Below are 14,441 nucleotides of genomic sequence, written 5' to 3' on the forward strand. Positions count from 1 at the left end.
TTTCAAATAAAATTAAATAACTTGTCCTTATTATATATGCAATATATATGAAGTAAATTAATCTTTAAAAAATACAAGCATTGTCTATTAAAAAAATTCTCCGAATATATATCAAAAAATAAGACTTGAAACTTAAAAAGAACATAATTTAGAATAAAGAAATTGTTTAAAATTTTAAAAAGATAAACTTAAAGAAAGAAATTCCAAACTACACCAAAGCGAACTTTAAAATCTCTAAATGGTGTATTTGGTGCAGAATAATAATTACGCCCTGTAAAAGCTGCATTAAAATGCTCTGCTTTTAAATAAATTCTTGTTTGACGAATTTTTGCGTTGACAAAAAAGTCTAAACGAGGAAAACCTCCAAGCTCTTGATCATTTTGTGTATAAAACTCAGCTAATAGTGGATCGTAAGCATTCATATTATAAGCTGTAAAATAATTTAGGGTAATTCCTGTTTGAAGGTACATTGCTTTTTTAAATACATGATTGGAATAATACAATGTATTTCTTATTATTATTTGCGGGACATTAAACACCTGGTTTTCATCTTTTGCGTTTTGATACATTACTGTATTGTTAAAAGCAAAATTTCTATATTTTATTTCTTTATTCACTTTTAACCTTACATAACGGATTGATTCATCATTTTGAAAAGGTTTTACGTTATTGTACGTTTCGTCTTTAGCAAAATATACATAATCATTTAAAGTGGTTATATCTAAAGTAAGATTTACAAGCTTTTGAGATTTTACATTAAAAGACAATTGTTTTGTTTTAACTGTATTGAACTCATTTTTCCAATTATAATTAACATAATCACTTTGATATAGTTGTGTATTGTAATTTGGAGCAGCTGCATTATGATTAATTTGGGCAGCAATACTTAAATCTTCATTTATTTTATAAGACGCTGTTGCTTTTAAAAAACTTCCTCCAAAATCACCAGAAATATTAACACCTAACTCTCCAAGAAGATTAAAACCTTTAATTTCTTTTTTATACTTACTACCGACAGCTACTACATCTCCTTTAAGCCTATTCGTTATTGTATTTCCATTTAAAACGACTAACTTGTTATACCCATAGTTGTAATTTGTATGGCTTGCGTTAAACTGTAAATCACCAATTATATTACTAGAATAATTTAACTGTAATTGATTGGACAGTTCTTCTAACGTTACTCGATCTCTAAGATTACTTGGTCTAAAACTTGTTCCGAAAACATCACTTTGAGCATCTTGCTCGTATAAATAGCTTTTATCTTTTAAAGACATTACATGAGTTACATTAAGTTTGTTTCTAGAAGTTGAATCGGCCTTATTAATAACATTATATGTGTGGTTTATATAGAACCTTTTACCTTTTAGTATGTTTTGAGCATCTTGAAAATTAACCTCAAGAACACCTCTATCGTTAAAATCTTCTTCACCAGATTCAAAAAACAATACATTTTCATCAGTAAGCCCTCCATTCTCCTGATTTAAAAGATCCTGTGAGACAAAATGGGCATTAGCAACATACTTATTGTTTTTTGTTTTATAACTTGTTGTAAATCTAAAGTTACCTGAACTCGTTAAAATATTTTGGTAATTACCAAGAGAACGTAATCCTTTATAAGCTACAGAAAAATTAAATTGCTTAGATGTATTTACAGTAAAAAAAGCATCTAGCAACTGTCCTTGTTCAAAAGCAGATTTATACATTAATTCAGTTAACGGTGTAGGTACATGAAAATAATTAATATCTTCAATTTCCATATAATTAAAGTGCCTTGCTCTAGCTCCAAATTCTGGCATTAGAGAGACACTCTCAAAGTTGTTACTTAGCGTGTTGTAAGTTTGACCTATATTAGAAAATGGCATTAAATTAAATTCGTCTTTTCTAAGGTAGTTATATTTATATTCTTTTTGAATTGTCAATGTTGTATCTACATATGTCGTATCATTTTTATGAGAGATAATTAAATAATCTGTAATTTTAGCATCTAAATTTTTTATGCCTTCGGTACTAGTGCTCTTGGTACTTCCGCTAGACAAACTATCGTTTCTAACGTTTCTATCTCCAGAAAAATTATTTAAATCCTTACCTCCTTGCCCAATTGCAGGTTTAGGACTTGTTTGAGCTTTGGAAACACTTATAATACAAATTAAAAAAAATGCAAAAATTATTTTATTCATTAAATGATATCTATTTTTAGCCTTGCAAAATAAAAGCAGGTTAAAATTCAAAGTTTTTTCAAAAATATGAAATATCTCAAACTGTTTGGCAAATTAACTTAGAAACACATAATTACAATTAATAATACCGATTTTTGTTAAGAATTATATAAATGCTAAAATTAAAATATTCGAAATTTAAACTAGAATGTGGAACAGACGAAGCCGGAAGAGGCTGCCTTGCTGGACCTGTTACAGCTGCTGCTGTAATTTTACCAAATGAATTTAAAAACTCTATTTTAAACGACTCGAAACAGCTATCTAAATTTAAACGTGATTTATTAAAACCAATTATAGAAACTGAAGCTATCGCTTTTGCATTTACGCATATCTATGAAGAAAAAATTGATGAAATAAATATTTTAAACGCCTCTATTTTAGCAATGCAAACCTCTATTTTACAATTAAACCCAAAACCAGAATTTATAATTGTAGATGGTAATAGGTTTAAACCATTATCAGATATTCAACACAAAACTATTGTAAAAGGAGATAGTAAGTTTTTAAGTATAGCAGCTGCATCTGTTTTAGCAAAAACATACAGAGATGCATATATGCTTAAAATTCATGAAGAATTCCCTATGTATAACTGGAAACAAAACAAAGGTTACCCAACAAAGGAACACAGAGAAGCTATAAAAAAATTTGGAACTACAAAATACCATAGAAAAAGCTTTAAGCTTTTACCCGAACAATTAAAATTAGAATTGTAATTTTGAATATACAAAAATACTTTAATTAAAAAATGAAATACCTAAGTCTTACTCTATTGTTTTTTTTACTATTAGTTAGTTGCAATACCAACCTAAGCAAGAACACGTCTGAGTTTAATTTTATTCCTGACAATGCTTCAATTATTGTTTCTATTAACAATATAGAAAGCTTAGAAACTAACCTTAAAAACAATGGTTTTATTAAAGATATTTCTAAGGCTTCTGTATTTAAAAACATTTCAAAAAAGTTAAACCATTTAAATTACTTGAATACAGAAAATCCAGTAATTATTTCTTTTCTAAATGATAAAAATGATAGTCTTCAATTTACTATAACCACTAAGCAGATTCCAAATCTATTTGCAATAGACTCACTATCTAATCATAAAATTGAAACACTACAAATAGGAAACATCTCAACAAAAAAAATAACTATAGATAACCATGTTTTGCACACCACTTTTAAAGACAGCATAGCAATTGTTGCTTCTAGTAGTAAAGTTTTAGAAGCCTTAGTTCTAAAAAAAAGTAACAACAAAAATAGAGACAAAATTATAAGTACTATAGATAAAAGCAAACCTGTTTCTGTAATTTTAGATAATAGCAATAACCCTTTGGTTCGTTCATTATTTAACTCGAGCGCATTACCTTTTAAGAAATTTAGCGATTACACTTCTTTTGATGCTGTTATTTCTCAAGACAAAATTCTTTTTAATGGTATTACAAAAGCTTCAGACTCCTCAAAAAAGCTAATTAACATATTTAAAAACACGATACCTCAAGCTAATGAGTTAGCTAAAATTGCACCAAATAATTGTGATGGTTTTTTAAGTTTCACATTTAATGATTTTAAAATTATTAAAACAAACTTACAGCTCTTTAATAAAAAACAAGACAGCACAATTACAACAAATTTATTTGATAATATTTCTGAAATTGGCACAATTTATCTTGGAGAAAACCAAGCTGTTGTTTTAAACTCTATAGATGTAATTTCTACTAAGGACCAACTACTAAGCGAACAAAACGAGGCTGAAACTTTTAGGCAGATACCTATTTATAATTTTAGTAATCCAGATCTATTTAGTAACGTTTTTTATCCTTTAATTAATTATAACGAAACTAATTATTATTGTGTAATAGACCAGTTTTTTGTTTTTGCAAAAAACACAGAAGCGTTAGAAAATATTATTGCTAATTATCAAAATAAAACAACCTTAAGTGACCGTGATTATTATTCTAACATAATAGAGAACTTGAGTAATGAATCTTCAATTTTACAGATCGTAAACAATAGTAAACTAAAAGATTTAATAGATATAAATTTAAACACCAATTTAGAAACTAGCTTTAAAGATTATAAGGTTTCTGCATTGCAATTTGTATACGATACTCATTACGCTCACCTTCATGGAGCCATCAAAAAAAACAAAGTAAATGTAGAAGCAAATGCCGTTACAGAATTATTGAATATTAAACTTGATTCAGATGTTTTAAACAATCCACATTTTGTTACAAACCATAGAACCAAACAAAAAGAAATTATAGTACAGGATATAAATAATAAACTATATCTAATTTCTAATATTGGAAATATTTTATGGAAGAAACAGCTTGACGGTCCTGTTTTAGGTAAAGTTGAACAAATGGATATTTACAAAAACGGAAGATTACAATTAGCATTTGCAACACCAAACCAAATCTATGTTAAAGATAGAACAGGAAAAGACGTCACTGGTTACCCTTTAAAATTTAAAGATAAAATAACGCAACCGCTTTCTGTATTCGATTATGATAAAAAGAAAAACTACAGACTAATAGTTACTCAAGGTACATCTGTATTATTATACGACGCAAAAGGAAAAACTGTTAAAGGCTTTAAATTTAATTTGGCTAAAGCTAAAATAAACCATCAACCACAGCACATTAGAATTGGTAATAAAGATTATATTTTAATAAAAACAAATAATAAAATTCACATACTAAATAGAAGAGGAGAAACTCGAGTTAAAGTTTCTAAAGCATTAGAATTTTCAAACCAAAGTATTTATAACTACAATAATACTTTTACAACAACAACTGTAGATGGTAAAATAGTAAGTATAGATCAAAAAGGTGAAATAACTACAAAACCAGTTAACCTAACTAAAAACCATAATATTGCTACAACTACAAAAACTTTGACATCGCAAAACGAAAACATTCTTAACATTAGAGGTAAAACACTAGAACTAGATTTAGGAAACTATTCTCCAGTAAAAATCTTCTATATAAAAGATAAAATTTATATTTCGGTAACAGACTTACAAGCACAAAAAGTATTACTTTTTGATAGCCAAGCAAAACTAATAGAAAACTTTCCTGTATACGGAAACTCTTCTATTGAGTTAGACAATATTGATAAAGATCGAAATATTGAGTTTATAACTAAAGGAGATAGTAACAGTATACTACTCTATGAAATAAACTAAAAACAGTATTTCTTTACATTAAACAATTAAAACTACATTTTTAAACATGATTACACGTAAAAGCGCTAGCATTTCAAAATTTATAATTCATAAAGTTGGCAATAAACATAACGATACAAAAAACGCATTTTCTGATAAAGAAGTCTATTTTGACGAAGACAGCTACGAACTTATGCTTCCCTTTTTACTAAGACCTTTTGGTGCTGTTGTACAAAGCTATCGTTTTAATCACCATGCTAATGTAGATTTAAATGAAATTAACGCTTACAGTAAGGAAATTTTTGAAGATGATGACGCCTTTATAGAAACCTCTAGAAACATTGTAAAACATTTGTACGAGCAAAGCGAATCTGCACAGATAAAAACTGGAGATGTTCTAGTTGCTGTTTTTGAAGGTATAGAATACAAAGAAATGGTAACAAATGCTATTGGTATTTTTAAAATAGAAAATAAGATTAATTTTTTTCAAACGTATTTAGAAAACAACAGCTACGATGTTTTAGTACAAAAAGGTATCTCCAGTAAAAAAGTCGATAAAGGTTGCTTAATTTTAAACCAAAAAGACATGGAAGGTAATATTATTTTAAGTGTAGATAATAATAGTTATGATGCGCAATATTGGTTAGACAAGTTTCTAAATATTAAGTATGCAGATGATATGAATAATCACACGCACAACTATTTAGATATGTGTAGCGAATTCTCTACCGAAATTTTAAAAACCAGCTATGGTGAACAAGAACGAAATATTTTTTTAGCAAAAACAATAGATTATTTTAAAGAAAATGAAATAATAAACATTGAACGTTTTAAGGAAGAAATCTTTACCGAAGAAAAACACATTCAACAATTTGAGGATTTTAAAAAGGAATACGAAGGCGAACAAAATGTACTACTCCGTAACCAATTTGATCTTGCAGAAGCTGTTGTAAAAAAAGAAAAAAAGAAAATTAAAACAGATATAAAACTAGACACTAACATACAAATAAAACTAGATATCGATGCACCAGATGCGGCCAGCGAATATTTAGAACGTGGTTTTGATGAAGATAAAAAAATGTATTATTATAAGGTGTTTTTTAATGCTGAAGGATAGTTTTAAGACTTATGCTGTTATTTGACTTTTTAAAAAAAAATAGACGACCTTAGACTAGTGTAAAACACACTAAACATGGTGTTTGCAAAAACACTATATCTTAAAAGCGTACTCTATGAGATTAATATTGAGGCTATTTATTCTATTTATTTTTCATAATACCAGTTATGCACAATATCAAAATTTAGCACTATTACCTACTTCTGTAAAAGTATCTATTAATAATGCGAATCAAGGTTTAAATATTAGCGATATAAAAGCAGCAGCTAATCTTCCATAAACATGTAAGTTTAGACCTTTTGTAGATCTTACTTTACTGGCTTTTTGAATATCTGATTTTTCTATAATCCAACTGAATAAAGCTTCAATAGGTTGTCTAATTTTAGATACAGCTCTTGAATATAAATCGGTTGCAGCTTTATCAAATTTTTTTAAAACATCAGGCATTCCTTTTATAGCCTTTACAGGTGTTAACATTTCTGAATTAAATTTATTTTTCATAGCTGAGAAAAAACTTGAAGATTTATATATTTTATCTCCAAAGAATATTAGATTTTCTTTTTCAGACCAAGCCTCTTTAAATAAGCTAAGGTCGTTTACAGATGCTGGTGTAAATATAATTTGTTCGGGATGTGTTAATCTGTTTGGGTTACAAAATCCTAAGGTATAAAGTTTCATTCCATAGTAATACAGGCTCTTTGTTGAGCAGTACCCTTTATCTGTGATTTCGGGAGCTACTTTCCCAGAGCGTTTTCCTGAGCAAGTGATTATAGGCATAGAGACTAATACACTCAACACCTTTGAACATTCCTTTGGAGTAAACTCGGTTAAAAGTAAACCCACAAAAGTATTCATCACATTAGAAAGCCTATTAATTCTCTGATTAAAAGCTTGAAAAGATCCTAAATCTAGAAACCAACTCAATAAGTATTCATGAGCGAATTGGTGTATTTTATTCATTTTATAAATCCCTTGATGCTGCATTACAAATAGATAAATGGTTATAATTTCTTGATCTGTAAGTTTAGGCTTATTATTATTGCTGAAGCGTTCGCATTCAAATTGTAAGCATTCTTCAAATTTTTTACATACATAATCATACATTTTTACTAATTTGTAATCCTTATTATTGGTATTTGTATTCAAAATAATTTTGTTAAAATTGATACAGGCAAAGGCAATGTAAGAAAATATAAAAACTCTTAAACCATTCGTGTTTTTGATGTGTAAACTGGAAAATTAATTTTCAAAAAAGTATATCAAGAAGACGAAAAACACAACTTTCCTCACACATGAAAATTGTAAAATATTAAAAGAAAAACATATGTATAGATTACTTATTTTAATTACATCAATAGCATATTTTATTACAATTGTTCTATTTAATAATATTTTAGGTTTTGCTATATGCGTTTTTCTTACGTCACTCCTTTTTTCTTTTGCAAAAAGAAAACTTATAAGCAATCATTTTTTTCTATATATAAAAAATAATAAAGTGTTATCAACATTGCTTTTTTTAACATTAGCATTAATACTTTTCACTTTTCACCTATTTAGAGTGAAATCAAATATTGAATATGTTTTTAAAAACAATGGAGAGTTAATGATTCAAACATCAGATGGAATTAAAGAATTGCACAAAACTAAAAATGAGATGGTATTGAATGAGATGTTTCGTAATGAGAACACTAATATTCAATCTATTGAAATTAAGAGAAAGAATGAATCCCTTATTCATACTATTGAAAATTTCTTCAATCCAAATAAGGTTATAATCATCGAATTTAACTCGAAAAATCATTATAGTTTAACTGCAGATATTAAAAATGATTTGGCTTCAATTAATACTTCCCAAGCTTTAAAATTATCAAAGTCAAACTTTGCTATTAATACAAATTTTTATGGAGAGAGTGCAATAGGTGAAATTATTATTGATAAGAAACGATTTGGTAAAACTAACAATAATGCTTCAGGTTTTTTTAAAGTAATTGATGGTAAACCTATAGTTGGTGCTAAATCTTTATTTAATGTAAACTTAGGAACTGTTTCTTATTCTTGTCAAGCATTTCCATCTGTTATGAAAAATGGAATACTGTTTAATTATATTAACTCTGAAAAATCGCCTTATAAAAAAAGCTGGAAAAGAAAAACTTATCGCAATTTAATGGGCACTCTTAAAAACGGAAATTTCATTTGTGTCTTGTCGTACAATGGTGGATTATTATCTGTAAAAGAAATTGCTACAATAGCAAAAAAGTACGGCGTCACAAACGCATCCCTTTTTGATGGTGGAGCTGCACTTCAGTATGAATATAATTCTAAGGACTTTTATTTGAGATTTTCAGCACTAAATAATGTTTTTGATTTTGGAAAAATGATAGATAAAAAGTTTATTACTTTAGGTAATTCTCATTTTCCAACAAAGTCACCCGTTTTTTTGACTATAAAACATCTCACAACCAAAAAATAAACGTTGGTTACAAGCAAAAAAAAAGAATAATATAAAATCAATTTATTAATTTCACGCTTTTTTCAAACCTGTATATCAAATTTAACTATGTGTAGAACTTCTCTCATAAAAAAGAAACCAATATCTAACTACAATAAGATAAACTTATTTCGTTTTTTAATTCTGTTATTTCCCCTTTTTACTTTTGCTCAATCTAAAAGCATTAACTTAAAAGAAAGTTGTGTTATAGAACAATGGGTTAAAGACATAAAGTCTAAAACTAAAAACTATACCACAACACCTTTTTATACACAACTGCAACAATTTAATTTTATAGATGCTGAACTACAAGTATTTTTTATTGCCGAAAGTAAAGGGAATTACGCCTTAGGAGAACATTTAATTATTCCTATTCCCAATGAATGCAATCGTAAAGCAAATACAAAATTTATAGCATTAGGAAGCCCAGCTTACCCTAAATTAATAGATGGTGCCTATAATCTTGAATTTGATAAAGCTGTTGTTTTAGCTACTGCTAGGTTTGAAACTTCGGGCAAAGTTGTCTTATTTCCAAGTTTTATAGATGATTTAAAAAAGTATGGTAATCCTAATAAACCAATTTCAGAATGGTACGATGATACCATTGATGCTGCTAATTTATATGAAAAAGTACTAATAGCTAGAAAAAAATATTTAAGAGAGAATGCATTAAGTGACAATGAGTTTAATGTATTACAAACCACATACAAACAGAAGCAAAATCCTAAAAAAGGCTCAGTGGTTTTTAATGAATTTGGAGAATTAGTATCTGCTCCTAAAAACGAAAAATGGTACAAGGATAAAATAATAGCAGAAGAAAATGCTAAAAAAGAACGCTTAGCCTTATCAAACAACAAAGAAATAATAATCAACGAAGTAAAAGATATCAATACTGAATACGATGAATATAGCCCAATGTTAACTGGAGATGGTTATACGCTTTTCTTTTTACGAGAGGGAGATCCTGATAACAGCAGTACCTATATGAGTAATGGAAATAATGAGGTAGTGTACCACAATGTATTACCAAACTTCATAATTAATCAATTAAAAAAAGCAAATAACGACAACCCAGCTGCACGAAAACTAGCATTTAAAAAATGGCACAAATCATTTGGTGAGCAAATTGATGAAGAAAGAAAAGATGCAATTACATATAATTTAAACCGTTCAGGAGAAAAGCAATCATTAAATGATAAAATCACCTTTGATTCCGATATTTATATTTGGAAAAAACACAAAAAATATGGGACTGCTTTTACCACACAACAAGACTATCCTTTAAATGATTGGAAAGCTAATTTTATCATCGGAATTTCTTCTGATGGAAAAAGAATTTATACTAGCTATGTAGATGAACTTGGAGATAATCGAGGGAAAGGCGATGGACTAAAAAAATACCCAGAATTAACATATAAAGGAGGTTCGCTGCCCTACAAACTAAGTGGAAATTCAATCCAATTAGAAAAGTCGCATAATGTATTTCAAGTCAGCCATACACTAACACTCAATAACAATGCCTTGTTATCAAGTTTTGAAGGAGATGACACTCATGGTAAAGGAGATATTTATATTAGTTTTAGAAAGGAGAATAACCTGTTCAGTTATGCTGAAAATATAGGAATGGATATCAATACATCACAAGATGAAGGGAGCCCTTTCTTAGCTGCCGACTTAAAAACACTTTATTTTAGGAGAAAGATCAATGATAACGTTAGTCATATTTTCTTTAGTAGAAGGCTAGACGATACATGGAAGAAATGGTCTAAACCTGTAAAATTACCATCTCCCATTAATTTACCTAACAGAAAAAGTAAAGATCCTTATGTAACTGCTGACGGAAAGCGAATTTATTTCTCATCTAACAGAAAAACAGGGAAAGATTTAGATATTTATTATGCGGAAATAGAAGGGGAAATAGCCCCATTAGGATCTAAGCTAATAAAAGGTAAAACAGTAGCAGATGGAGTGCCACTTACAGATGTAAAAATAGAAATAAGACCAGCAGAGAGTCAGCTAGAACTAAAAGACATCTCGTATTCAATATCTAACACAGATGGTAGTTTTGAGTCTCCGTTTAGAACTACTGAAAAACTAGTTATAACCGCTAAGAAGAAAGGTTATATTTCTGAGGTAATTGTTAGCGACAGTTTATCTTCTGGTAATAAAAATTTAGAAATGTATGCTTTAAAAAAAGGAAATAGAATTGAGCTTAAAAACATATTATTTGTTCGTGGTAAAGCTACTTTTTTGAAAGAATCATTGCCGGATTTAAATAATTTACTCAGAGCAATGAAAGATAATACTAGCTTAAAAATTCTAATAGAAGGACATACAGATAAATCTGTAAATTCAAATGCAAACCGTTTATTAACACTATCAATTGATAGAGCTAAACAAATTAAAAGTTATTTAATAAGTAGAGGTATTAAAGCAAAAAGAATTAAAACTACTGGATTTGGAGGTAGTAAGCCAAAATATTCTAATAAAATCAAAAATGAAAGAATGAAGAACAGGCGTGTCGAAATTGTTATTTTATAATTAACCACACTTATAAATAATAAACGACTTGCACTATTAAATTTTAATATGACCATTTAATAATATAAAAACAAATTACTTACTTCTCACTTACTTAAGAAAATCATCATGTATTTTCTATACGTTATTTATTTATTAAATTGGTTGCTTAAACGTGCAACTAACTATATCCAAAAACGTTCTATTAGCTTCGAAAGCTAAATTAACCACTAACAAATTCTGCCTCAAAAAGTATTGTAAAATGTTTCAATAATTTATTTTTCACTTCAGCTTCATCAACTTCTTTTTTACCTAATTCTACGTTAAGTGAAGTCACTGCTTTTCCACGAATACCACAAGGAATAATATTATCAAAATAACCTAAATTAGCGTTCACATTTAATGCAAAACCATGCATAGTTACCCAACGACTAGCGCGAACTCCCAAAGCGCAAATTTTTCTAGCAAATGGAGTTCCAACATCTAGCCAAACACCAGTTTCACCAGGAGAACGTTCTGCTTTTAATCCATACTCATTAAGTGTAAGAATTATCATTTCTTCTAAAAAACGCAAATATTTATGTATGTCTGTAAAAAAATTATCTAAATCCAAAATAGGATAACCAACAATTTGTCCAGGTCCATGATAGGTAATATCTCCACCTCTATTTATTTTATAGAACGTTGCGCCTTTTTCGGTAAGCTGTTTTTCATCTAACAATAAATTAGACACATCTCCACTTTTTCCTAAAGTATATACGTGAGGATGCTCTACAAATAAGAAATAGTTATTGGTTTCTAAACCAGTATCTTCTCTTCTATTCTTAATTTTAGTATCTATAATACCTTTAAATAATTCTTCTTGATAATCCCAAGTGTCTTTAAAATCTTTAGAACCTAAATCTTGTATTGCAATTTTTTTATTCATAAGACTACAAAATTACAATAAAAATAGGATTGAAACTATTGTCTATTCAAGTGTTTTAGTTTCGGTTTTTTATAGAAACTAAATGTATCGAGAACTTTTTAAATTACTTCTCGATATAATTTTTTAAACCTTCAAAAATCACTCAAAACAACAGCATTATCGAGCTTTTTTATAAAGAAAAAGACACTTTTATGTGAATATTCTTAAAGTTTACTCGAGATTTCTTACCGCAAACTTAGACTAAACATTACCTCTTTACTTCTTAGGATTATTTAAAATCACTAATGCAGCAATAACTCCAGGAACCCAGCCGCAAAGCCATAATAAAAAAGTGATTACTATAGAACCGCAGCCTTTATCTAATACTGCTAAAGGCGGACAAATAATTGAAAGGATAACTCTCCAGACACTCATAATATAAAATTTAATGATTGATGATGTATTAATAGGACGCAAATTATTGTGTTTTGTTACAAAGCCATTATCTTTGCTGGCTTAAACAAAATTAATTATGTCACAATTATCTGAGCAAGAGCTCGTACGTAGAGAAAAGCTAGCAAAGCTTCGAGATATGGGAATCAATCCATATCCAGCCGATTTATATCCAGTTACTGATACTTCTAAAAAGATAAAACAGGAATTTAAGGATGGTAAACAGGTTGTTATTGCTGGAAGATTGATGGCAATTAACATACAAGGAAAAGCTTCTTTTGCTCAATTACAAGATTCTGAAGGACGCATACAACTCTACTTTAATAGAGATGAAATATGTACTGGAGATGATAAATCTTTATATAATGATGTTTTTAAAAAGCTATTAGACCTAGGAGACATTATTGGTGTAGAAGGAGAACTGTTTACTACACAAGTTGGAGAAAAAACAGTAATGGTAAAAAACTTTTCAATGTTAAGTAAAGCATTAAAGCCATTACCTATCCCTAAACAAAAAGATGGTAAAACTTACGATGCTTTTACAGATCCAGAAATGCGTTACAGACAACGTTATGCAGATTTAGCGGTAAATCCACATGTAAAAGAAGTATTTGTAAAACGCACAAAGTTGTTTAACGCCATGCGTAATTTCTTAAATGATGCTGGCTATTTTGAAGTAGAAACCCCTATTTTACAGCCTATTCCTGGAGGCGCAGCTGCACGTCCATTTATTACACACCATAACAGTTTAGATATTCCATTATACATGAGAATTGCAAACGAGTTATACCTAAAACGTTTAATAGTTGGTGGTTTTGATGGTGTTTATGAGTTTTCTAAAAACTTTAGAAACGAAGGTATGGACAGAACGCATAATCCAGAATTTACTTGCATGGAAATTTATGTCTCTTACAAAGACTATAATTGGATGATGGATTTCTGCGAGAAACTTCTAGAACATTGTGCAATAGCAGTAAATGGAACAAGCGAAGCTACTTTTGGAGAACATAAAGTAAACTTTAAAGCACCATATAAGCGTATTACTATGGCAGATTCTATTAAGGAATTTACTGGTTTCGATATTACTAATAAAACAGAAACTGAAATTTTTGATGCTGCAAAAGGTATGGGTATCGCAGTTGATAGTACTATGGGAAAAGGTAAATTAATAGATGAAATTTTTGGTGAAAAATGTGAAGGCAATTACATACAACCAACCTTTATTACAGATTACCCAAAAGAAATGAGTCCGTTATGTAAAGAACATAGAGATAATCCTGAATTGACTGAGCGTTTTGAACTTATGGTTTGTGGTAAAGAAATTGCTAATGCGTATTCAGAACTTAACGACCCAATAGACCAACGCAAGCGTTTCGAGCACCAATTAAAATTGGCTAAAAAAGGAGACGACGAAGCTACAGAGTTTATAGACGAAGATTTTTTACGTGCTTTAGAATATGGTATGCCTCCAACATCTGGAATGGGAATTGGCATGGATAGATTAATCATGTTTTTAACTAATAACCAATCTATTCAAGAAGTGCTATTTTTCCCACAAATGCGACCAGAGAAAA

At 29.0% G+C, this 14,441-nt stretch carries 10 protein-coding genes; 6 read left to right on the forward strand and 4 right to left on the reverse strand.

Features of this window, described 5'->3' with window-relative positions; all coding sequences use genetic code 11:
• Positions 1 to 188 precede the first annotated feature (188 nt).
• Positions 189 to 2,180, reverse strand: a complete 1,992-nt coding sequence (locus QNK89_RS03785; protein ID WP_340169635.1) for a putative porin — start codon at positions 2,178 to 2,180, stop codon at positions 189 to 191.
• A gap of 152 nt (positions 2,181 to 2,332) precedes the next feature.
• On the opposite strand from QNK89_RS03785, the gene QNK89_RS03790 reads away from it, so the two are divergent.
• Genes QNK89_RS03790 through QNK89_RS03800 form a run of 3 tightly spaced genes read left to right on the forward strand, consistent with a single transcriptional unit; the run spans position 2,333 to position 6,499 of the window.
• Positions 2,333 to 2,932 carry a ribonuclease HII gene (locus QNK89_RS03790; RefSeq protein ID WP_340169636.1) on the forward strand — a complete coding sequence of 200 codons (600 nt, stop codon included), beginning with the start codon at positions 2,333 to 2,335 and terminating at the stop codon, positions 2,930 to 2,932.
• 32 nt (positions 2,933 to 2,964) lie between these two features.
• A complete protein-coding gene (locus tag QNK89_RS03795; RefSeq protein ID WP_340169637.1) occupies positions 2,965 to 5,403 on the forward strand; it encodes a ribonuclease HII in 2,439 nt (812 codons plus the stop codon).
• 46 nt (positions 5,404 to 5,449) lie between these two features.
• Complete coding sequence (locus QNK89_RS03800; protein WP_340169638.1) at positions 5,450 to 6,499, forward strand: nucleoid-associated protein; 1,050 nt, start codon at positions 5,450 to 5,452, stop codon at positions 6,497 to 6,499.
• Between the two features lie 231 nt (positions 6,500 to 6,730).
• Here QNK89_RS03800 and QNK89_RS03805 read toward each other — a convergent pair whose 3' ends face one another.
• Positions 6,731 to 7,645: a transposase gene (locus QNK89_RS03805; protein WP_340169639.1), complete on the reverse strand. Its 915-nt coding sequence runs from the start codon at positions 7,643 to 7,645 to the stop codon at positions 6,731 to 6,733.
• 457 nt (positions 7,646 to 8,102) lie between these two features.
• Here QNK89_RS03805 and QNK89_RS03810 point away from each other — a divergent pair, with 457 nt between their 5' ends.
• A complete protein-coding gene (locus tag QNK89_RS03810; RefSeq protein ID WP_340169640.1) occupies positions 8,103 to 8,969 on the forward strand; it encodes a phosphodiester glycosidase family protein in 867 nt (288 codons plus the stop codon).
• Between the two features lie 87 nt (positions 8,970 to 9,056).
• Positions 9,057 to 11,528 (forward strand): OmpA family protein, encoded by a 2,472-nt coding sequence (locus QNK89_RS03815; RefSeq protein ID WP_340169641.1) that lies wholly within the window; start codon positions 9,057 to 9,059, stop codon positions 11,526 to 11,528.
• Between the two features lie 202 nt (positions 11,529 to 11,730).
• Here QNK89_RS03815 and lipB read toward each other — a convergent pair whose 3' ends face one another.
• Complete coding sequence (lipB, locus tag QNK89_RS03820) at positions 11,731 to 12,435, reverse strand: lipoyl(octanoyl) transferase LipB (RefSeq protein WP_340169642.1); 705 nt, start codon at positions 12,433 to 12,435, stop codon at positions 11,731 to 11,733.
• A gap of 255 nt (positions 12,436 to 12,690) precedes the next feature.
• Complete coding sequence (locus tag QNK89_RS03825; RefSeq protein ID WP_340169643.1) at positions 12,691 to 12,849, reverse strand: YqaE/Pmp3 family membrane protein; 159 nt, start codon at positions 12,847 to 12,849, stop codon at positions 12,691 to 12,693.
• Between the two features lie 97 nt (positions 12,850 to 12,946).
• Between QNK89_RS03825 and lysS the strand changes: the two genes are divergently transcribed.
• The coding region (lysS, locus tag QNK89_RS03830) for a lysine--tRNA ligase (RefSeq protein WP_340169644.1) at positions 12,947 to 14,441 on the forward strand (1,495 nt) is incomplete at its 3' end.

It is taken from the genome of Lacinutrix sp. (assembly GCF_037625555.1).
Taxonomy (GTDB): domain Bacteria; phylum Bacteroidota; class Bacteroidia; order Flavobacteriales; family Flavobacteriaceae; genus Lacinutrix.

Coding starts and splice junctions, on each gene's coding strand:
- QNK89_RS03785 (WP_340169635.1), bottom strand. CDS start 2,180: ATGAATAAAATAATTTTTGCATTTTTTTTAATTTGTATTATAAGTGTT.
- QNK89_RS03790 (WP_340169636.1), top strand. CDS start 2,333: ATGCTAAAATTAAAATATTCGAAATTTAAACTAGAATGTGGAACAGAC.
- QNK89_RS03795 (WP_340169637.1), top strand. CDS start 2,965: ATGAAATACCTAAGTCTTACTCTATTGTTTTTTTTACTATTAGTTAGT.
- QNK89_RS03800 (WP_340169638.1), top strand. CDS start 5,450: ATGATTACACGTAAAAGCGCTAGCATTTCAAAATTTATAATTCATAAA.
- QNK89_RS03810 (WP_340169640.1), top strand. CDS start 8,103: ATGATTCAAACATCAGATGGAATTAAAGAATTGCACAAAACTAAAAAT.
- QNK89_RS03815 (WP_340169641.1), top strand. CDS start 9,057: ATGTGTAGAACTTCTCTCATAAAAAAGAAACCAATATCTAACTACAAT.
- lipB (WP_340169642.1), bottom strand. CDS start 12,435: ATGAATAAAAAAATTGCAATACAAGATTTAGGTTCTAAAGATTTTAAA.
- QNK89_RS03825 (WP_340169643.1), bottom strand. CDS start 12,849: ATGAGTGTCTGGAGAGTTATCCTTTCAATTATTTGTCCGCCTTTAGCA.